Origin of the sequence: Ornithinibacillus gellani, assembly GCF_003730295.1 — a bacterium.
In the GTDB taxonomy this organism is placed as follows: Bacteria; Bacillota; Bacilli; order Bacillales; family Amphibacillaceae; genus Ornithinibacillus_A; species Ornithinibacillus_A gellani.
In genome coordinates, this window is sequence record NZ_QTSZ01000051.1 from 118,390 (window position 1) to 135,322 (window position 16,933).

Sequence of the window (16,933 nt, forward strand, 5' to 3'; positions counted from 1 at the left end):
CACTGATTCTATTTGGATGGTGGAAATCGTCTGGGGACGATTTCTTTGGGGAGATTGGCGGGGATTGCTTCGGGGAATGGTTGGAATCGTCCGGGGACGATTCCTTTGGGAGAATTGGCGTGGGTTGATGCTCGAGTTTGGCTGTTCGGTGCTCGAGTTTGGGTGATTGGCGCTCGAGTTGGGGTGGGTGGCGCGCGAGTTGGGTGCGTTGATGCGCGAGTTTGGGTGCTTGGTGCTCGACTTTGGCGCGTTGGCGCTCGAGTTGGGGTGGTTGGCGCGCGACTTTGATGCGTTGGTGCTCGACTTTTGCTCGGTGGCGCGCGACTTTCGTTCATCATGAATAAATGCTTTTAAAATAATGCTGTTGGAATCGGTTCGCCGATTCCTACTTAATTTAAAAATATGAAAAACGGTCGTCCATCATATCAGGCGAATGACCGTTTCTATGTATGGTTATACTTTTTTCACAGCCCACACTAGTGAGACAACCCAGCCGACGAGTGACCAGCCTAGAAATAAGTTAAGGACGAGAATTGAGTAGTTCTATATACCCACCCATACAAATCCATGTACTTTACTAGTCTACATGCTATAATTACTGCAATAATATTCGGGAGTGTTCTCATGATACAGATAAAACTAACACCAAATTATGCTGGAATGGAAATGGTTGGGACTCGTGATGATTTTGAACTACTGTATGAATCGCTTCATTTTGTTGTCGGTGAAGAGGATGAATATCCTTCTATGCAAAATGCAAGGTTACGTGTGCTTGGACTTTGCTACGATTTACGGCATGCCATGATGGGGCATCGGGAATATGAATATGTGAATCATGGTCTAGATAGTGACACCATGAAGTGGATGGGGATTGTTGGTCCGGAGAAAAATTTATTGTTATCCTTTAACACGTATTATCCTGAGATGATTTTCATACATTTATGTTTGGAAGACTTTATTAAGGAATATCAAAAATCCAATAAGACCCATCCAAATTGGGATATCCATGTAAATGCTGTTCGTCTGTTTCAAGCATCCGTGGTGAGGGCGCTTCGTGATGAGATTAAACCGTCCATGTTTAGGTCAATCATTAGTCATATGAAAAGCGCAAAATTCATTTCCTTCAGGTATATGACACAGTATTTGGATTCATTGAATATCCGCTATTTGAATTGGGATGCTGAAAAGCGGCTGAAAAACATTTCCGTTATAGTGAAACGAATTGCCGTGAAGGATGCGGAATATATAAGGGCACAAAAAGAAATTATAGAGGCTGCCATCGAATACGGTGTAACCGAATCTGAAATTGCATATGATACAGAATATCCAGATTATGATTCCATTGATTGGTAAAAAACCGACAAAAAGATGCCACGTGTTGATGGCATCTTTTTTGTATGAGAGAAGGTCGTTTATCTGTTGTTTGGATCATCGTCTTCGGCAAATTCTGTTTGATAGGCTGCATTTCGTGTATCAATTCTGCGTGCGTCATACGGACCGTCTTCAGCTATTCTTATGAAAATCGATAAACTAAATAGTCCGCTGAGCCCAACAAGTGTGTAGATGACTCGTGATAGGCCTGAAGCCTGTCCTCCGAATATTGCTGCAACCAAATCAAATTGAAATAGACCGATGAGGCCCCAGTTAAGTGCCCCAATGATGACCAATGCCAGCGCGATATGCTGTAGCGTTCTCATGCTGCTCCCACCTCCTGCTGTCATGATGATACAAGGCATTCAGCTAAACTGCTGAACATATCTATATTCTTCCAAGAAAAAATTATTTCATGCATGCGGATGTTTGAGGCTTGTGTTTATATGCGGCAGCTTACTTCCATTTATCCAGAATATCTCCAATCGCTTCCTCGCCAAATTCGACCCACATACTTTTGTCGTGTATGTAACCGTCTGTGTCCAGCGGCTTCTGAAATTGATTGAATCCAGTGGCTGAGGCGAGTGAATTCTCGTCCTTATCCAGGCCGAGATTGACGACATGTTTGATCACGAAAGGCTTCTCGAACTCAATCATAGCATCACTTCTATCGAGAACACCCTTGATCACCTGGAATGGCATGCGCAGGTAGAACGTCTCGCCATCCTCCCGGTGCATCACGCCGTCAAAAATACCCCGATCATAATCCCAGCTACTCCCCATCGTGAAACCATGCTTGCTCAACTCCCGCTGCGCATCACCGAAGGACATCTGCTTCCCTTCCATATCCGTATCCAAATGCAACATCCAAAACCCCTCCAAATAAGCATTTGTAGTAGTATGGACGATGGTGGAAAAATTATACAGCAGGGATGGGAGGGAATCGGCCGGGCCGATTCCTACTGCACTGGAATTGGAGAGGGGGAAATCGGTGGATGCCGATTTCTTCCTTATGTATTGGTTGTTGGTACGTGGGGAGTTGGCTGTGGAGCATGCGAGTTTGGCGCTGGGGCATGCGACTTTCATGCTGGGGCATGCGACTTCGGGGCTGAAGCATGCGACTTCAGGCCAGATGCATGCTACTTTGAGGCAATGGCATGCGACTTCGAGCCAGATGCATGCGACTTCGAGCCAGGGCATGCGACTTTGAGGCAAACGCATGCGACTTCACGGCCAGGGCATGCGACTTCTAGCTCAAGGCATGCGACTTCCGGCAATTATCGGAGGTTTGACAATTAGTAGAATATATTTGATTGGAATCTGCGCGCCGATTCCTTCCTTTATTAAAATTCTTGTACGTGGGCGGGCGCGAGATGCGGTGGTTGGCGCGCGACCCCGACCAGGTCACGCGCCAACCACTCCCCTCCTTCCCTACCAGCAACACGCAGTCATCCACTGGAATCGGCATCAGCCGATTCCTTCCCATTCCATACTTATAAACAAAAAGAAATCGGCGCTACCGATTTCTTGTTTGTTATTGTTTGAGTTCGCCGGCTGCTTTGACGCGGACTCTTGTTGCGTTGCCGGGCAGGTAGGCGAGTGGTACGTCTTCTATGTCGACGATGACGAGGGTGTCCTTGTTTGCCCCTGCTTGGGTTGCTTCGGACATGGCTTCTTCTTTTGCTGCTTGTAGGGCGATTTCTCTGCCGATTTCGTCGAGTAGGTAAATTTTTTCGATTTGGCCGCTGACCTGGGATATGGCGGATCCGATTGCGTTGGCTACGCCTGAGTGTTCCGGGCGGATGACGGTTGATGCGCCCTGTAATTCTGTTGGGAAGAGGATGCTTCCGCCGCCAACGAGAATGACTGGTATCGGGTCTGCGCTTGTTTTCATTTTGTCGATTGCTTCTTCGACGAGTACTACCATTTTTGCATAGACCTGCTCTAGTAATGCGCGGTCCAGATGGGCGACTTTTGCCGGGTCACCTAGTTCCACTTTTCCTAGTGCGACAGCGACGTCTGTCGTTGTTAACGTGTCGCCGCCGAAAATCATCGCTTTTTCCGGCAGGCGGTAGCCGACGCTGTCTGGTCCAATGGAGAAGTCTCCATTTTCATCGATGCGGACGATGGTGCCGCCGCCGAGTCCAATTGAAATTAGATCAGGCATGCGGAAGTTCGTTCTTGCGCCGCCGATTTCGACTGCCAATGATGATTCACGCGGGAAGGAATGAATTAATACGCCAACATCAGAAGTGGTCCCGCCGACGTCTACAACAATGGCATCAGATAGGTCGCCTAAGTACGAGGCGCCGCGCAAGGAGTTGGTTGGCCCGCATGCTACTGTGAAAATGGGATATTTTACGGCATATGCTACAGACATGAGCGTGCCATCGTTTTGACCGAAAAATACTTTTGCTTCGATTCCTTCATTTTTCAACGCTTGGATAAATCCATCTGCCGCAGTTTTTGCTACGTTTACGACAGAGGCATTCAGGATGGTTGCATTTTCCCTTTCCAATAAGCCGACAGAGCCGACCTCAGATGATAGAGAAATGGCCATATCTGAGCCGAGGACCTCTGCGAAAATATCTCTTGCCCGTTCTTCATGTGCTTGCGAAACGGGAGAAAATACGGATGTGATTGCAATCGAGTCTACTTTTCCCTTGAGTTCCTTGGCTATTTCATACAAATGTGCTTCATCGAGTGGGACAATTTCACGTCCATCAAATTCATGACCGCCCTCAACGAGATAGACATATTTGCCAAGTTCCGCGCGCAAATCGTCGGGCACGCCAACGAGTGGTTTCACTGCCAATGTTGCCGGAGCGCCGATACGAATGACGGCAATTTTATTAAGCCCTTTTCGTTCAACAATCGCATTGGTGCAATGTGTCGTCCCAAGCATGGCGTATTTAATTTTTTCGCATGCAACGTTTGCTGAAGTGATGACTTCATGCATCGCTTGATAAATGCCTGTCATGACATCCGCAGTGGTGGATGATTTGGTTTCAGATAGGACCTGATTGTTTTCATCTAGTAATACAGCGTCTGTATGGGTTCCCCCAACGTCAATTCCGATTCGATATGCTGCCATTATTTTCTGCCTCCCTCGTTCACAAGCTCCTCGACTGGTGTATAGTCCACGTCATAGCCAAAATATGCTGGGCCAACGGTTGCGATTCCTTTTTCTGTTCTCCATTTTGGATGGCATGGAATTCCGATCACAACACATCTGGAGCCGTATCGGATTCCTTCTGTCGTAATTGGCAAGCCTGTCTCCGCATCGAGAACGGCAATTAAATCTGGCGTGACGCATAGGAGCTTATTTTTCGTTTGTGCGAGTAAATGTTCATTTTGAAAACGAAGCTCGAGCGTTTCATCTTTATAATCATTTGTACCTTCAAAAGTGGCGATTCCACGAGCGAAGCCGGACTCTGTTTTACGGTCAATATCCGTTACTTTTCCTTGGAATAATTCAAATCCGCCCACCGTTTCCAATACTTTTTCAATTGCGTTAACATTATTTTCTTTTGCTTCACGAATGGTTTTTCCAATCTGTTCTTCCAGCTGCAAAATATTCGTAATGCCGCTTTCCTTTAGATTTTTTCCGCGCATGGAATACATCGCATTCATGACGGAGCCACCCATTTGAATCGTTGCTGCTCTTGCAATTCGCTCCGTCCACACATTATCAATTGTCGATAAGAGCGATGTATTTCCTTTTTCATCGGCAATGACAGCAGGCGTCGCCGAAATGCCATCTAAATAAAAGGTCACCATTTGCAGCTCAGGAAAAGCCCGTCCCATGCCATCCACATCAATAACTGGCATGCCGAGTCTTGCTGCAAGTGCGAATGGGAGCATCGAGTTGACACCACCAGCTTCAATTGGGAAAGTCGCGTAAACTTTTTCCCCTAAATATTTTTCCAATTGATTAAATGCTAAAATCGCCTCTTCGCCACTCGGAATTTTTTCCAGCATGACCGTCGGCGCCCCCATCATGGATGACGGCACGACGAGTGCGTCATCTGGAACCTCGTCTGTATCCAATACGGTGACTGGACCGAATTCTTCAATGGCCTGCAGCGCCATCAGCTTGCCTATGTGCGGATCACCACCACCGCCTGTTCCAAGTAATGCCGCTCCAACTGCGATATCTTCAATTTCTTGTTTGCCAACTTTTCTCATGTTAAAACCTCCATGCTGCTATGATTTCTTCTTGAAAACTTTGATACCGACATAATAAATGACCCCACTGATTATCAGTGAATTGATGGAAGGAATACCGATTGTCATCGTATATCCGGCTACAAATCCAGCCGCCCAGGCAATCAGTGTCACCGGATGAATGCCCTCCACATGCTCCGGTAATTTCCCCTCTGCTCGCGACTCATCCAATGCCTTGCGATGGGTGCGCAAAATGAAGTATTCCACTACGATAATCCCGGCAATTGGCGGAACCAGCACCCCTAGGAATACGAGAAAATCAACAAAGTAATCCAGTATGCCAAGGATGGAAAGAAGCGTACCAATGACCCCAATGACGAGCGTCACCATACCGCGGTTCAATTTCACCTTAAAAATAGAATCAAAAATATTGGTAAAGCCTAACGAAGAAGAATATAAGTTTAAATTATTAATTTTTACCGTTGATAGAATCACGACGAGCGCGCCAAACCAGCCCGAAGTTTGGACCATGATGCTGACAACGTCACTCGTTCTAGCGGCCAGCGCCAGCAATACGGCAATCAAATTGATTCCTAATTCACCGATAAGAACACCGATTGTCGCCATCCAAAATACATCTTTTCCACTTTTCGCAAATCGGGTAAAGTCTGGTGTAATCACTGCTCCGATAATAAAGCCACCCGCAACCATTGTCGTTGCTGCGCCCATGGATAAAGGATCCCCAGCTGGAGTCGCCGCAATTAAATCCGGCAGCGAATGCTCGCTTAGCACGTGAAAAATACCAAAGCTGATCGCCAGCAGGAATGCTGGAACGGTAATCGATGCGACAATACTTAATAATTTAAACCCAAATATAACAAGAATCGTCACGCTCAAGCCGGTAATCGTTGCTGCGATTGGCAGCGATAATTTTCCACCGGTTGCTTGAACAATTCCCTCCGCAAATACGGAGTTCTGCACGCCAAACCAGCCGATACAGGAAATCGCAATCACACCGCCGATAATACTGGAACCATAGCGACCAAAGCCTGTCCACCTGGATAATAGACTGGTCGACAGCCCCTCCCGCGCACCAGCATATCCGAGCAGAAAACTAATCACCTGTAAAATGACACTCCCGAGTATGGTCGCCCAAACGGCCTGCCAAAAAGTCATTCCGTAACCCAAGGAAGCACCGAGGATAAATTGAGAAATCGTCGCCAACGCCCCAACTCGAATAATCGTAATACTCCATAGCGATTGTCGCGCCGACATCGGCACCCTTGTTAGCGAATAATCATCGCCAATATTTGCTTTGTTCCCCATTGTCCTTCCCTCCTGTTGTTGTTTGTCATGTATGCCATACATGGGGATTCACACCCACCTATATTGAAATATTCTGTATATTTAACGTAACCAAAGGAACACGCTGTCCAACGCGTGATGTTAACCTTTATACGCCTTGTTCAAATCCTCGAGCAACGCATACATAATATGATTGGCCAGCCGCAGCTGCTCATCGAAATCTTGCTGATCGTATAACTTGATCCCCCAAAAGATGCCATTCCCAATCAACACAAACTGCTTAATCACGCGATCCATTTCTTCCGCAGTGATTCCGGGATAGCTCTCCTGAAGCATGGATTCCAATGATTCGACGAGCCAAGCATTATAACGCGCCATATGGTGATGAAGATCCTTCGAAACCTCTTCGGAAATCGGCGAAGTAACAAGCGAAATATACGCATTCGTTGCCTGCATATCCCCTTTATGGTGCGCCGCAATCCCCGCAAACATCGCCGTCAACACCTCTTCAATCGGCTTTCCCTTCGTTTCCTCAACAATCCGCTTCATCTTCCAAAAGTGATCATCCAAAAGCTGTTGAAAAGCAGCAATAAACAACTCCTCTTTATTCTTATAAAAAAAATAAATCGACGCCGCCTTAATCCCCACCTCATCAGCAACCTTCTTCATCGTCGCACCTTGATAACCATGCAACGCATACTGCTTCACCGCAGCCTTAATCAGCTTCTTACGCAATCCCCACCACCACCTAATAAGTGTTAGGTTGGATTATATGACTTTTTATCCATCAAGTCAATGATTTTTTAGACAATTTAGTAAAAATTAACTCTTCCGTAAGCGCCACCAATATTGAATTATCAGTATTTACTAGCAAATGAAATTTATTTTTGTTGGAAAGGTCGGAATCGGTGGGCCGATTCCAAGTGATAGGGGAAAGAATTGGGGTTCCCCAATTCTGAGGGGTGGCGGGGGTGGGGTGGGTGGTGCGCGAAGCATGCGACTTCGGGGCCTGGGCATGCGACTTCAAGGCAAAGGCATGCGACTTCGAGGCTGAGGCATGCGACTTTCATGCCAGGGCATGCGACTTCGAGCCAGATGCATGCGACTTCGGGGCAAAGGCATGCGACTTCGAGGCTGAGGCATGCGACTTCGCTGTTAGGTGCTTATTTTAAATGGAGGCAAACGGCTACTGCCGTTTGCTCACATCGTTGATTTTACTCCATGTGCGTTTGACATGGTTGAAGTGGTATCCACTTGACTTTAACAGGCGAGTAACTACAAATGAGGATTTTACTTTTAGAAATGCTCGTAAGGCCTGATTCGTAATTTCGGGTTTTATAAGCATTTGATATGTAGCGATTGCCCGGCGGTGTGCGTTTTTCGATCGGTGCTTGCATCTGAGGCAGATCCAGATGCCGTAGTTTCGTTGCATGCCGAGGGTGCTGCAGTTGGGGCAGATGACGCCTGGCATAATGTCTGCTGGCTTGATGTCGTAGTAGGTCAAAATATGTGATGGTTTTTCTCTACTTGCTTGGGTGATTAGGCGGTATAGGGTCATGGTGTCGATTTTTCGGACACCGCGTTCGGATAGTTGTCGTTCTACTTTTGCGATCATGGTGGGAATATGTTCGCTGTGTGCGATAAGTCTTGCGATGGATTGTTCGTCTCCAGTGACTTCAATGATGGTGGACGGTTCTGCGATTGCGATGAAATAGTATACGGGTATGGCTTGGTGTTGCTGGTGATGCAGGAGCCAATTTTGTAGTCGAAGTTTTTGTTTTTCTGCTTGGGTTGGTGGATAGCGATAGCCTTTGGTTGCTTGTCCATCGTTGCGGGTAAACTGTCGGAGTGTCGTGTCAAAGTGGATGCTGCCGTCAAAATTTTTGCATTCGATCATATAAATGGCGTGCTGCGATAGGATGATGGTATCAATTTGAAAATAGTCGCCGTTTACGGTGAGGTGGACATCGGGGATGATTCGGTACGGTCCGTCCAACGTTGTTAAGTGGTAATCCATTTGTTTTTCGCCAATATAGCCTTTCATACGCTTGGCGAGGTCGGTCTGGATATCTTGATAGCGGGGAAAACGATGGGATAATCTTGGTACCAGCGCTTCCAGGGCTTGTATTTGTAGTGATTTTTTTCTTTCCAAATGGGTCCTCTCCCTTCTATATGCTATAAATATAGTAGCTTTAGGCAGGGATTGCAAATCGGCTTTTCCGTGTAAAATTGCTGTTTTGAGTGCGTTTATAAAGGTATTTTTATCATTTCCATTGTGAGAATTTGAATAATATAGCTGTCATCCTTTTAGAAAAGCTTTTTTATGTGGGCAGTAATTAAATCGTTCACATAACGTTCATTGCTTATCAAGGGGTGTTCGGCTACACTGTTGTTAGAATATGTTTAAAGTTGTTAGAGTGAATCATTGGATGGAGGGGGATGAAGGCGTATGCTTCCGGTTGAAAGACGAAGCCGTATCAAGGCGCTGATCCAATCGAAGCAGAACATGAAAATTTCGGAGCTTAGTGAACTGCTTGGTGTGTCTGAGATGACAATTCATCGCGATTTGCGTCCGCTTCTGGAAGAGGGCCTGATTCATAAAACGTTTGGCGGCATTACATTGGCATCCGATGTAGCCGAGACCAAGCAGCAGACAGATTCATGCATTATTTGTAGTCGCGGCGTGAAGGAACAGCTGGCTTATCGGATTATTCTGCCCGATAATCAAATTGAAACCGCATGCTGTGCGCATTGCGGGTTGATTCGCCATCGGCAGCTTGGTAGTGAAATGAATCAGGCGCTTTGCCATGACTTTTTCACACACACAACGATTGGCGCACCGTATGCTTGGTATGTGATGGATACATCATTGCAAATTGGCTGCTGTCAGCCGCAGGTGCTCACCTTTGCCAACAAAAAGCATGCAGAGAAATTCGTGCTCGGATTTGGCGGAGAGGTATATGATTTTGAGACAGCACTTGAAATAATGCACAACAAGATGAATGGGCAAGAAGGTTGTCATTAATGAATGTGAGGTAGGAATCGGCGCGCCGATTCCATCCAAACCATTGAATTTGAAGTGGAATGAATTGGGTAACCCAATTCAAACCTATTGATAGGAGCGCGACTTCGAGGCTGAGGCATGCGACTTCAGGCCAGATGCATGCGACTTCGAAGCCTGGGCATGCGACTTTGAGGCTGAGGCATGCGACTTCGGGGCCTGGGCATGCGACTTTGAGGCTGAGGCATGCGACTTCGAGCCAAGGGCATGCGACTTTGAGGCTAAGGCATGCGACTTCGAGGCTGAGGCATGCGACTTCAGGCCAGATGCATGCGACTTCGAGCCAAGTCCATGCGACTTCGGGCCAGAGGCATGCGACTTCGGGCCAAGGGCATGCGACTTCGAGGCAAAGGCATGCGACTTCGAGGCTGAGGCATGCGACTTCGAGCCAAGGGCATGCGACTTCGAGCCAAGGGCATGCGACTTTGAGGCAGAGGCATGCGACTTCGGGTCAGAGGCATGCGACTTTGAGGCCTAGGCATGCGACTTCGGGCCAGATGCATGCGACTTCGGGGCCTGGGCATGCGACTTCGCGCTAAAGCATGCGACTTCGACTAGCTCGTGCGTAAGTCAGCGGGTGTACATGGGCTATGTGAAGTGGCACACTGGCTTAACATGATTATGGGAATGGTTGTTTGATTCCTTCAACTACTGTGAATAAGGAGATATTGGTATGCGATATTTGGTTGGGCCTTTGTTGGGCTTGATGTTATTTTTGGCAGCGTGTGGTTCTGGTTCTGGTGATGTGGAAGAGAAGATTGAGACGAATATGGATAAGGATGTTGGTGCGTTTGAGTTTACGACGCAGGATAATGAGAAGTTTGGGTTGGAGGATTTGAAGGGTAGTTATTGGATTGCGGATTTCATTTTTACGAATTGCACGACGGTTTGTTTGCCGATGACGACGAATATGTCGGCTTTGCAGGATCGGATTAATGAGGAAGGCATGGATATTCAGTTGGTTTCGTTTAGTGTGGATCCGGACTATGATTCGCCTGAGGTGTTGACGGAGTATGCGGCGGAGTATAATGCGGATTTGAGTAATTGGACTTTTTTAACTGGGTATGATTTTCAGACGATTAAGGAGTTGTCTGTGAAGTCGTTCATGAGTTTGCTGGAGGCGCCGCCGGAGGATTCTGATCAGGTGACACATGTGACGAGCTTTTTCCTTGTGAATCCGGAGGGCAAGATTATCAAGAAGTATGGTGGTACGACTGCGAGTGATATGGATATCATTATGGAAGATTTGAAGCAACTCGATCTCAATTAATCTCAATTCATGGGGGAATTTTCAATGCGAAAGAAAGTCGGAATATTGTTCTTGGTGTTGATGCTTGGTGCGTTGGCTGCTTGTGGTGCAAAGTCTGATAATAAAAATGCGTCAGGCTCTGGGGATGAGGAAGAACTTAAAATGCTGGAGGTTGATCTGCAGGTAACGGAGGAAGTGGCTGTGGATGAGCGTGTCGACATGAAAGCGACGGTTACGTTTGGTTCCGAGGAAGTGAAGGATGCGGATGAGGTTGTTTTCGAGGTGTGGGAAGAAGGGAAGAAATCCGACTCGGAAATGATTGATGCGACCAATCATGAGGATGGTACGTATACGGCAGAGACCAATTTTGACCATGATGGATTGTTTCATATTCAGGTGCATGTGACGGCGCGGGATATGCACACCATGCCATTGAAGGAAGTGACCGTTGGCGATGGCGGTCATTATGAAGAGGCGGAAGAAGCGAGCGCAGATGCCCAAGCTGAGCATGGTGACCATGGTGATTTTCACACAGAGGGATTTGGCATGCATTTCATGGATCCTGAGGCTGTGAAGGTCGGTGAGGCTGTTGATTTGATGACGCATATTCAGCTGCATGAAGAGGCGTTGGCTGATTTGAATGTACGTTATGAAATTTGGGATGAGGCTTCTCATGAGGAGCAGCATGCCTGGGTGGATGCGGAAGAAGGTAAGGATGGCGAGTATACTGCATCCCACACATTTGAAAAAGCTGGCACCTATAAAGTACAGGTTCATGTGGAGGACGATGAAGAGCTGCATGAGCATCAAGAATTTGAAATTGTTGTAGAAAAATAATGGCAAAAAAATACCGCATGTCGCGCTGACATGCGGATTTTTTTAGATGCTTTATGCTTTTAACAGCTTGGCGTTGATGGCAACGATGATGGTGCTTAGGCTCATGAGTACGGCACCGACTGCTGGGCTGAGTACAATGCCGAATGGCGCGAGTGCCCCGGCTGCGAGCGGGATGGCAAGAATATTATAGCCGCTTGCCCACCATAGGTTTTGAATCATTTTTCGATATGTTTTTCGTGATAGATCGATGAGCGAAACGACGTCTTTTGGATTACTTTTGACGAGGACTACGTCTGCCGTTTCCATTGCCACATCTGTCCCTGCGCCAATCGCGATGCCTAAATCAGCAGTCGCTAGTGCAGGGGCATCATTGATTCCATCGCCGGTCATGGCTACGCGCCAGCCTTTTTCCTGCACCTGTTTGACGCGGTCTGCCTTGTCATTCGGCGACACTTCGGCATAGACCTCATCCATGTCCAGCTGGTCTGCCACCCATTCGGCGACTTTTTTATTGTCACCGGTGAGCATGATGGAATGGATGTCCTGCTCCTTCAGGTCCGCAATGGCTTCTTTCGCGGTATCGCGGACGATATCAGCGAGTGCCAGCATCCCAATTAGTTCATCTTGTTTTAGTACGAATACGACGGTTTTTCCTGCTTTGGACAGCTTGTCAAACAATTCTTTATCATAGGTGTGGGATTGATTTTTGATATAGCTTGGGCTGACAACGAGCACGTCCTCCCCATCTACTTTTCCTTCAATTCCTTTTCCAGTAATCGAGTCAAAATCGGACACTTTGCCAAGCTTTAAATCTTTTTCCTTTGCTGCCTGCAAAATACCGGATGCAATCGGGTGCTCGGAGTTTTGTTCGAGTCCAGCAGCAAGCGCCAGCACTTCCTCTTCCTGATGGCCCTCACTCGGTACGATATCCGTCACGCCAAACCGGCCTTCTGTTAATGTACCGGTTTTATCAAAAATAACGGCATTGAGATTGCGGGCATTTTCAAAATTGGCGCGGTTACGAATGAGTAAACCTTTTTGTGCAGAGATGGACGTCGACACAGCGACTACGAGTGGAGACGCGAGTCCAAGTGCATGCGGACAAGTAATGACCATAACCGTCACCATCCGCTCCACCGCGACGTCAAAGGAATAGCCGACAAGCATCCAGATGACCAGTGTGAGCGCGCCGACTGTCAGGGCAAGATAGAACAGCCACTTGGCCGCGCGGTTCGTTAGGTCCTGGGTTTTCGATTTGGAATCCTGTGCTTCTTTGACAAGGTTGACGACCTGGGATAAATACGAGTCATTACCGGTTTTCTCCACCTTGACCGTTAACGATCCTTCCTTATTAACGGAGCCACCAATGACCTCTTCCCCTTTTTTCTTCTCGACAGGAATTGATTCTCCCGTGACCATTGCCTCGTCGACGGCTGAATTTCCATCGACAATCGTTCCATCAACAGGGATTTTTTCACCCGGTTTCACAAGTACGTGGTCGCCTTGTTTTAATTTGGACAGCGGTACATCGGTGACATTGTCATCCTCATCCAACAGATGCGCCTCATTCGGCATGAGCTTAATCAATTCCTCGAGCGCATTCGACGCGCCCATTACGGATTTCATTTCAATCCAATGACCGAGCAGCATGATATCAACGAGTGTCGCCAGCTCCCAAAACAGGTCATCCCCCTGCCAGCCAAACACGGTCAGCGCACTATAGCCATACGCGATGATGATGGCGAGGCCAATGAGCGTCATCATGCCAGGATTTTTTTCTTTGAGTTCATCGACTGCACCAGTCAAAAATGGCCAGCCCCCATAGAAGAACACAAAGGACGCCAAAGCAAAGAGAATGTATGTGTCATATGGAAAATGAAAATCGACACCGATGAAGCTTTGAATCATCGGTGACAATGCCAAAATTGGAATCGTCACCACTAGCGAGATGAAAAAACGTCGCTTGAAATCCGCTACCATATCCCCGTGATCATGGTGACCATGATGCCCATGACCAGAATGATTGTGATTGGCGTGGTCACTGTGGCCGGAATGCTCGCTGTGATTGGCATGGCCGGCGTGGTCACTGTGATTGACGTGACCGGAATCATGCGCGTCGTGCTCGTGTGCATCGTGATTCGATTTATGCTCGTCGTGATTTTGTTCGTCGTGCGCGTGGGCGGCATGATCCGAATGCTCGCTGTGACCCGAATCCTTGGCATGACCCGCGTGGTCGGCGTAGTCACTGTGGTCCGAATGGTTAGCGCCGTGATCTGACCCATTTGAGTCGTGACCGGAATCGTCCGCGTCGTGCTCGTGTGCATCGTGATTCGATTTATGCTCGTCGTGATTTTGTTCGTCGTGATCGTGAGCGGCATGATCCGAATGCTCGCTGTGACCCGAATCCTTGGCGCGACTCGATTCATGCGCACTCTGGTCATGCTGTTTATCGCTTGCGGAATCCGCTGTTGTATAATCTGTTTGCTGCGTGTCAGAAGCATCTTGATGGTTGTGATTTTTCTCATCGTGCTGCTTGGACATGGCTACTTGCTCCTTTCTTTCTCTACCGTGAATCATCATTCTGTTAACAACTCTTCCCTCATTTTTTACAAATCACACATCCATTTCAACAAAAAAATAGGAAACCTCTCCTCATAAGAGATTTCCTATTTTGAACGAATCAACGGTCCTTTAAAATGCGCCTGCTCCACCGCCTCCACCAGAGCTGGTGCTGGAACTAGTTGAAGTTGATGCTGCCATCGTTGTCACATACATATGCGAAGGGGTTTGCTGTAATGCGACAGCGGCCATCACAGGATTGAGCACCAATGGCAGATTGGTGTACGCTGGTAATTGCTGCTTACCACACTGCTCCGCATATGCTTCACCAACTCCGAGAATAATCGCATATTCCAAGCGGGCTTCTACACGTTTTGGATCTTCTCCAACAGGATAATTGCCCTGTTTGATTTGTTTTCTCATAATGCTTCCTGCCTGCTTAATCGCACGGGTGCCTTCCCGCCAAACTCGATTCGGTACGAGCAATACCATGCCGGCAGCAATCGTGTAATAAAGCAGTAGCAGCCCAAGCTTTAATGTATCGGTAAACAGGATTGCTGAAATAATAAATAATGATAAGTAAAATCCGCCGACCACCCATTTGCTGCGATTGAAAAGAATCGCGATAAGCGCTATTCCACCACCAACAAGCGGTAGAACGGTTTGTTCCGTCGGTGTCAAAATTTCAAACTGTATAAAATAGTAATAGAGCCCATAAGTCAGCAGTGTCGTCACGAGGGAAAACAGCCCAAAAATCTTATGACGTTTTTTCGTATCCTGATACGCCTCGCGTTCTTTTACCATTTCCATCCAAATGGTAAAATGGTTCTGGAAATGCTCTGCTTTTTCTTCCTTCTCTTCATCCGAATCGGTAGCTTTTTCCATAATGGATTCGAGTAGAAAATAGCTGCCGCGCTCATCCTCCTCGGTAAACAACCAAGAAATCAAATAATGATCTGCCTGATCGCCATCCGCTACATTACCAGTAAGTGTAAAACGATAGCTCACTTCCTGATCCGTTACCGTCGCAGGTACCTCTTCCATCGTAACGATACCACGGCGCTTTAAGGAAAATAACCCAGCTAAAAATGATTCATAGGGCAGTGACTCTCCCTTGACAATAAATTGTGCCAGCAATGGATCAGTTTCCTCGAAGATTTGCAGCTTTTGGTCGATCTCCGTGTTTTTTCCTTTTCGATTTGGATTGACGATATATAACCCAATCCCAAAAAGAAGTACAAACACCATGCCCGCAATCAAGTATGGCACTGCTTTGGCAAAGTTCTCCTCATAATGTGCCTTCCGCTCCGCCAGCACCTGTTCCGTTTTTATAATATCATCCTTAACCAGCTTCTCTTTCGTTTTCATCTTTGTCAGCTGGTCGGCTGGAAAAATAAGCCGAAACGACGTCGATTCCCCCGCCTGCAGCAAATCTGTATCATACTGCACCTTGCCCTGCGCAACCTCTACATTTCCTGTCGCACCAGGCTGCAAAAATACTTGTATATCATTACCCGGCCCAGGCGTCGTCACAGCTATGGATACATGCTGTAAATCCGTTTCGTTGGAATCATCAAAGAATGCATACGTCATATCGCCGACATCCTGATATTTTTTCACCTGATCCTCAACCGTATAGGTATACACGACAGACTTCGTTTCATCCTTCGACTTCGTATGAATTTCAAACTCCCCGTCATCCGCTTCCACCTTCAATGCATCCAGGTTATCCGTGGCTTGCGTCGGACTCGGATTATCGGTCAGATAGGCCCTGAAATTTTCAACATCGGCATTTATCACACGAGTCGTCCCCTTAAATTCGCCATCAAATGTATATGTAAATACCTCCGTAACCTGCATATTGCCAGCCTCATCTATTTGCGCATCAATGCCAACCTCATCGATGGTAAAAGTACGATCCCCATCACAGCCAGCAACAATCAATAAACTAAAAATAAATATACCAAATAATATCACTCTCGTATGTTTCATGAAGTAACCTCCCTAGTCCGTTAATACGTAATACGATAGAACCTGCAAAAACGTTTCAATTTTATCACGTAAGCCCCCCACTTCAAAAGATAACAAAAATTGTAAGGGGGGGAGCAACAGCCAGTAAAAGTCTGATTCGTTCAACTAACCATCAGTGAGAGAGGTGCGAAAACCTCGACAGATTAAATTTTCACTTTATGCTTGTTTGTGTTTACCCAATCACGCTGCGCATCAATCAAGGGAAAAAGGGTGGTAATCGGCTCGGCCGATTACAGGGAATGGAGATGGATGTAGAAATAGGGTGGGTCGATTTCGTCCTTATGGTCTGATGATGGTGGAAAGGAATCGATACGCCGATTCCATCCTTAGATGATGATGTTGAAATCGGTGTA

The 16,933-nt window shown here is 47.1% G+C and carries 15 protein-coding genes; 5 read left to right on the top strand and 10 right to left on the bottom strand.

Features of this window, described 5'->3' with window-relative positions:
- The first annotated feature begins 45 nt into the window (after positions 1–45).
- Positions 46–288: a hypothetical protein gene (locus DX933_RS16330; RefSeq protein ID WP_123317497.1), complete on the top strand. Its 243-nt coding sequence runs from the start codon at positions 46–48 to the stop codon at positions 286–288.
- Positions 289–453: 165 nt separating this feature from the next.
- Here the strand turns inward: DX933_RS16330 and DX933_RS18925 are convergent, their stop codons facing one another.
- Positions 454–534, bottom strand: a complete 81-nt coding sequence (locus tag DX933_RS18925; protein ID WP_123317568.1) for a superinfection immunity protein — start codon at positions 532–534, stop codon at positions 454–456.
- Between the two features lie 90 nt (positions 535–624).
- On the opposite strand from DX933_RS18925, the gene DX933_RS16340 reads away from it, so the two are divergent.
- A complete protein-coding gene (locus tag DX933_RS16340; RefSeq protein ID WP_123317498.1) occupies positions 625–1,353 on the top strand; it encodes a DUF6904 family protein in 729 nt (242 codons plus the stop codon).
- Positions 1,354–1,412: 59 nt separating this feature from the next.
- On the opposite strand, the gene DX933_RS16345 is transcribed toward DX933_RS16340, so the two are convergent.
- The 7 genes from DX933_RS16345 to DX933_RS16385 all read right to left on the bottom strand — a co-directional run bounded on the left by DX933_RS16345 (position 1,413) and on the right by DX933_RS16385 (position 8,995).
- Positions 1,413–1,697 (bottom strand): DUF378 domain-containing protein, encoded by a 285-nt coding sequence (locus tag DX933_RS16345; protein WP_123317499.1) that lies wholly within the window; start codon positions 1,695–1,697, stop codon positions 1,413–1,415.
- A 130-nt stretch (positions 1,698–1,827) separates the two neighbouring features.
- Positions 1,828–2,238 (bottom strand): YugN family protein, encoded by a 411-nt coding sequence (locus DX933_RS16350; RefSeq protein ID WP_123317500.1) that lies wholly within the window; start codon positions 2,236–2,238, stop codon positions 1,828–1,830.
- 667 nt (positions 2,239–2,905) lie between these two features.
- A complete protein-coding gene (locus DX933_RS16360; protein ID WP_123317502.1) occupies positions 2,906–4,465 on the bottom strand; it encodes an ROK family protein in 1,560 nt (519 codons plus the stop codon).
- Positions 4,465–5,559, bottom strand: coding sequence for a DUF917 domain-containing protein (locus DX933_RS16365; protein WP_123317503.1), 1,095 nt, complete (start codon positions 5,557–5,559; stop codon positions 4,465–4,467). Before DX933_RS16365 ends, DX933_RS16360 begins: the two co-directional genes overlap by 1 nt.
- An 18-nt stretch (positions 5,560–5,577) precedes the next feature.
- The gene (locus tag DX933_RS16370) at positions 5,578–6,864 is read right to left on the bottom strand and encodes a purine-cytosine permease family protein (RefSeq protein ID WP_123317504.1); all 1,287 of its coding nucleotides are present in this window, start codon (positions 6,862–6,864) and stop codon (positions 5,578–5,580) included.
- 120 nt (positions 6,865–6,984) lie between these two features.
- On the bottom strand, positions 6,985–7,578 hold the full coding sequence (locus DX933_RS16375; RefSeq protein ID WP_190279566.1) for a TetR/AcrR family transcriptional regulator: 594 nt from the start codon (positions 7,576–7,578) through the stop codon (positions 6,985–6,987).
- Between the two features lie 451 nt (positions 7,579–8,029).
- Positions 8,030–8,995, bottom strand: a complete 966-nt coding sequence (locus DX933_RS16385) for a nuclease-related domain-containing protein (protein ID WP_123317507.1) — start codon at positions 8,993–8,995, stop codon at positions 8,030–8,032.
- Positions 8,996–9,292: 297 nt separating this feature from the next.
- On the opposite strand from DX933_RS16385, the gene DX933_RS16390 reads away from it, so the two are divergent.
- The 3 genes from DX933_RS16390 to DX933_RS16400 all read left to right on the top strand — a co-directional run bounded on the left by DX933_RS16390 (position 9,293) and on the right by DX933_RS16400 (position 11,990).
- Complete coding sequence (locus tag DX933_RS16390) at positions 9,293–9,868, top strand: DeoR family transcriptional regulator (protein WP_123317508.1); 576 nt, start codon at positions 9,293–9,295, stop codon at positions 9,866–9,868.
- 709 nt (positions 9,869–10,577) lie between these two features.
- Entirely contained in the window at positions 10,578–11,174 is a 597-nt protein-coding gene (locus DX933_RS16395) for an SCO family protein (protein WP_123317509.1), read from the top strand.
- Between the two features lie 24 nt (positions 11,175–11,198).
- Complete coding sequence (locus tag DX933_RS16400; RefSeq protein WP_123317510.1) at positions 11,199–11,990, top strand: FixH family protein; 792 nt, start codon at positions 11,199–11,201, stop codon at positions 11,988–11,990.
- A 51-nt stretch (positions 11,991–12,041) separates the two neighbouring features.
- Here DX933_RS16400 and DX933_RS16405 read toward each other — a convergent pair whose 3' ends face one another.
- Together DX933_RS16405 and DX933_RS16410 are read right to left on the bottom strand one after the other, a co-directional pair.
- On the bottom strand, positions 12,042–14,531 hold the full coding sequence (locus DX933_RS16405; protein WP_123317511.1) for a copper-translocating P-type ATPase: 2,490 nt from the start codon (positions 14,529–14,531) through the stop codon (positions 12,042–12,044).
- 150 nt (positions 14,532–14,681) lie between these two features.
- Complete coding sequence (locus tag DX933_RS16410) at positions 14,682–16,541, bottom strand: DUF2207 domain-containing protein (protein ID WP_123317512.1); 1,860 nt, start codon at positions 16,539–16,541, stop codon at positions 14,682–14,684.
- Positions 16,542–16,933: the final 392 nt, after the last annotated feature.